Annotated in this window: 5 protein-coding genes; all 5 read left to right on the forward strand. The window is 49.3% G+C overall.

The genetic code is table 11. The annotated features are described in order from the left end of the window. Positions 1 to 91: 91 nt before the first annotated feature. Positions 92 to 334 carry a hypothetical protein gene (locus HBA93_RS17625; RefSeq protein ID WP_221724154.1) on the forward strand — a complete coding sequence of 81 codons (243 nt, stop codon included), beginning with the start codon at positions 92 to 94 and terminating at the stop codon, positions 332 to 334. Positions 335 to 1071: 737 nt separating this feature from the next. Further along, positions 1072 to 1230: a plasmid mobilization protein gene (locus HBA93_RS17630; RefSeq protein ID WP_221724155.1), complete on the forward strand. Its 159-nt coding sequence runs from the start codon at positions 1072 to 1074 to the stop codon at positions 1228 to 1230. Continuing rightward, positions 1227 to 1514: a hypothetical protein gene (locus HBA93_RS17635; protein ID WP_221724156.1), complete on the forward strand. Its 288-nt coding sequence runs from the start codon at positions 1227 to 1229 to the stop codon at positions 1512 to 1514. The genes HBA93_RS17630 and HBA93_RS17635 overlap by 4 nt, the downstream gene beginning before the upstream one ends. A gap of 14 nt (positions 1515 to 1528) precedes the next feature. Further along, positions 1529 to 2962, forward strand: coding sequence for a hypothetical protein (locus HBA93_RS17640; protein WP_221724157.1), 1434 nt, complete (start codon positions 1529 to 1531; stop codon positions 2960 to 2962). Next, on the forward strand, positions 2959 to 3676 hold a 718-nt coding region (locus tag HBA93_RS17645), incomplete at its 3' end, for a hypothetical protein (RefSeq protein ID WP_221724158.1). The genes HBA93_RS17640 and HBA93_RS17645, both read left to right, overlap by 4 nt.

Genomic DNA, 3676 nt, shown 5'->3' on the forward strand with positions numbered 1-3676 from the left:
AATCAACCCATAAACCGAGCCGGAAAATCCAATCTTCAAAAGCACAATTAGTCTCAAATCATTCGACGACGGACAGTCTGTAAATGATGTCGTGGAAAAATATGATGGTAAAGAGCTCTTATTACATACAAGAGTACTAGAAGATGACGAAGGGTATTGCCCATTTTTGTTAATTGAAGGAGAAAAAGATACCTTAAAAAAACTTGCTGAAATGATCTTAGAATTAGCTGAAGGCAATGATGATAAGAAGTTTTTTATTTCTCCAGATGGAGCAGGATCAGCTCACTTTACAAAAGATTCCCAAATGGGATTATATATAAACTGTATAGAATAAATAGTTATGTAAATCGTTACCATTCAAGAATCCGATAGATAGTTAGGATCGATATTCAAAGTACCTCGGCTGGATCGCTGATTGAACAGTCGCAGGTTTCAATCCTTTAACATTTCTGCAATGTAGGCATTCTGACCATATCTTAACGGCGGATAACGGAGGAAAACCATTATCCGCCTCCCTTCTCAGGAATGTTGAGTTACCAATAAAATAGTGGAAGATAGTGCGATGAGAGCGAGCCGAGTAAGCAAGATATCTTCATGGTGAAGAAGGTCGAAGCGGGGAATTCCGTAACAACCTGGCGATAATTGGAGATATGCACTCAGAGTAGCCTTCATTGAAGCTCCAGAGGCACATCTACCCCTTCTGACAAAACTACCCAGACTGGTAAAAGTGGCTTTTCATTTTGGTGTTTGATTGGACACAATGGCAAAGCCCTTTCGGGAGCAGTACGAGCACGCACTCAAGGCAGTTTGCTGTTGGTTATGTGTGTAATTTTGTTAGGCGGTCATGCGCGGAAAAGAGTTTTGCGACCAATACGCGCGCGTACGCGAGAGTAATACGGCCACTTCAGTAATGCCAGATTGTCGCATGCATCGGCGATTATAATCCGGTATGATCTATTATGATCCGCCATGATCTAGCCTGATCTTGTATTTAACCAATTGTAATCACTTCATTATTTTTGTTCTGCGGCGCTGGTCGTGGTATTCTTTGTGCTAACAAAGGAGGCCGTTATGCGCTCAGACGTTGCAATGCCGGACTACATTCGTATTCGCGTTTTCCCAAATGAAAAACAGCATTTGAAAGAGGCCGCTCAAAAGCGCGGTATTTCTCTTTCTGAACTAATCCGCTCCAAGACCTTGCCAGCCGTAGACTGCGAGTTGGCAGCATGAACAGGCCACTTATACGCCCATATAAAGCGCCTAATGGTTCTTACATTCTGCACCCTGCCTTCGTTCGCGGGTTGATTGGGCAAATCTCCTTACAAAACTACAACAACGAAACACGGGAATTCGATTGGGAAACTACTCGTGAAGAAATCCAGTTGGCGCTGCAAGCCTTTGAGGAGCTGGCACTCACAGACGCTCAGCTAAGGGGCGAGAGTGCCGAAATCGCCAACGCCCAAGCCAACGGCATTTATGAATGCTTCGTTGCCAGCACAGTCGACATTCAGTGAAAGTGAGAACTGATATGAACAATTTCGATTTGCGTTTTCTGGGAATGCCAAACGCCCAGAATATGCTCACCGCCCAGCCAAATATGATGCCGGTCAATATGTTGATGATTGGACAAACACCACAACCGGCCATTGATATGACGGCAACAGGGGCAATCCCTTCTAAGGAAACCATCCCGAAGGGCGGCATCATGGCGGCACTTGAAAACCAAACCAGCGCTCCGGTTGCATCTGGCGCAAATGATGCAGGTTATTATCCACCGGCACCAGATGCTAATCGCGCTCCCATCACGCAGCAGGATTATCAAGCCTCACTCAGTCATTTGCAGTCACCACAGGCCGCGCAGCAGCAGGCGCCGTCACCAGCGCAGTCAAGTAGTCAGTCCGGCGGCTTGGACATGGGGACGGCAGCGGCCTTTCTGCAAGGGCTTGGTCGGGGCAATGGTTTGCTCTCAGCTATTGGCGGCGGTATGGCTGCCGTTCAGGAGCAAAAACAAGGCAATCAAACCGTCAATCTTTTGATGGCGCGTGGTGTGCCAGAGGCAGAGGCGCAGATTGTTGCCCGCAACCCGCAGGCAGCCATTCAAGTTCTGCAAAATCTCCAAAAAGGGGCAGACCCGAAATCCATTCTGGAATTGCAGAAGCTCGGGTATGAAGTGGATGCCGCTCGTTTGAAAGCTCAAGGTGGTGGCGCTTCAAATATAGAATACGGCAAAACCCCTATCTGGGGGCAGGATGCCCAAGGTAACCCAGTTATTGGTGTTTTAGGCACGGATGGATCATTCAAGAAGGTTGATACAGGCGGCTTTGATATTTCATCCGGTACTGAGCAAATTGATCTGGGCGATAGCTTCGCCATCAAGGACAAGCGCTCCGGTCAGATTATTGGCTCCGTTCCTAAAAATCTTGCAAATGCTGAGAAAGAAAAAGTCGTAGGAAAGGCACAGGGAGAGGCTTTCACTTCACTTCCTTCCGATCTTGCGAGAGGTGAACAAACGATTGCTGATATTGATACTCTGCTCTCACATGATGGGTTATCTGCAATTGTGGGACCGGCTGACCAGTACCGCCCAAATTGGACAATGGGCGCAAGTGGGCGTGATGCACTGACATATCTCAAAAAACTTCAAGGCGGCGCATTTCTTCAAGCATTTGGGATGCTTAAAGGTGGCGGGGCTATCACTGAAATTGAAGGAGCCAAGGCAGAGGCTGCAATGGCGCGTATGGATCGCTCACTGAGCGAAGATGATTTTAAAACGGCGCTGAAGGATTTTCGAAATGCAGTCTCAGATGGCATGCAGAAATTAAAGCAGAAGGCTGGTGGAAACAGCGCGCCGTCGGAAAGTGCGCAATCAAGTAGTGCTCCACAGACTGGAATGATTGAGGATGGATATCGCTTTAAAGGCGGCAATCCTTCCGATCCGAATAGCTGGGAAAAGGTGCAATGATGGCAGGCCCTTGGGAAAAGTACAAACCACAAGCCGAAGCTGGCCCTTGGCAGAAGTATGCCAGCCCAACCTCAGACCCCTACAATGGCAGCTTCGCCAATGACGGTACAGCTGGGCCCACATTGGCCCGTGGCGGGACTGCACTGCCCGAAGAGCAATCCTTGGGTGGCGCTGGTATGACATGGATGGAAAACGCTATCTCAGGCATTCCAATTGTCGGCCCATCTATCCAGAAAGGCTCTGATTATATCGGCAGCAATCTTTACGGGCTTGCGACCGGCCAAGACCCCGCGCAAATCCGTGAGGAAGTGAACCAACGCCGCGAAGGTCGTAATGAAACTTATCCAGCCTCCGCTTTCTCTGGGCAGCTTGCGGCCAATATCGCGCCAATGTCTGCTATCGGGCGCACAGCAGCAGGTGCTGAGGCTCTGGGCATAACTGGTGCGAACTGGCTAACCCGCGCGGGCAATTCTGCTGCATCCAGCGCTATGATTTCAGGGGCAGATACGGCGGCGCGGGGTGGAGATATTTTCGATGCCGCTGCTAATGCCACAATTTCAGGCGGTATCGGTGCCGCTATCCCCGCGCTTGGGGCTGGTATTTCTAAAGGTCTTGAGACCTTTGGTAATCGCAATATGTCGACCATCGGCGCAATGCTAAATCCAGCCAAGGAAGCAGAGCGGCGCGTTGGTACGGCTTTCTTACGAGATGCTC

The sequence above is a fragment of the Ochrobactrum sp. SFR4 genome (genome assembly GCF_019730395.1).
Lineage (GTDB): Bacteria > Pseudomonadota > Alphaproteobacteria > Rhizobiales > Rhizobiaceae > Pseudochrobactrum.

Excerpts from the sequence above, each read along its gene's own strand:
- HBA93_RS17630 (WP_221724155.1), top strand. The coding sequence starts at position 1,072 with ATGCGCTCAGACGTTGCAATGCCGGACTACATTCGTATTCGCGTTTTC.
- HBA93_RS17635 (WP_221724156.1), top strand. The coding sequence starts at position 1,227 with ATGAACAGGCCACTTATACGCCCATATAAAGCGCCTAATGGTTCTTAC.
- HBA93_RS17640 (WP_221724157.1), top strand. The coding sequence starts at position 1,529 with ATGAACAATTTCGATTTGCGTTTTCTGGGAATGCCAAACGCCCAGAAT.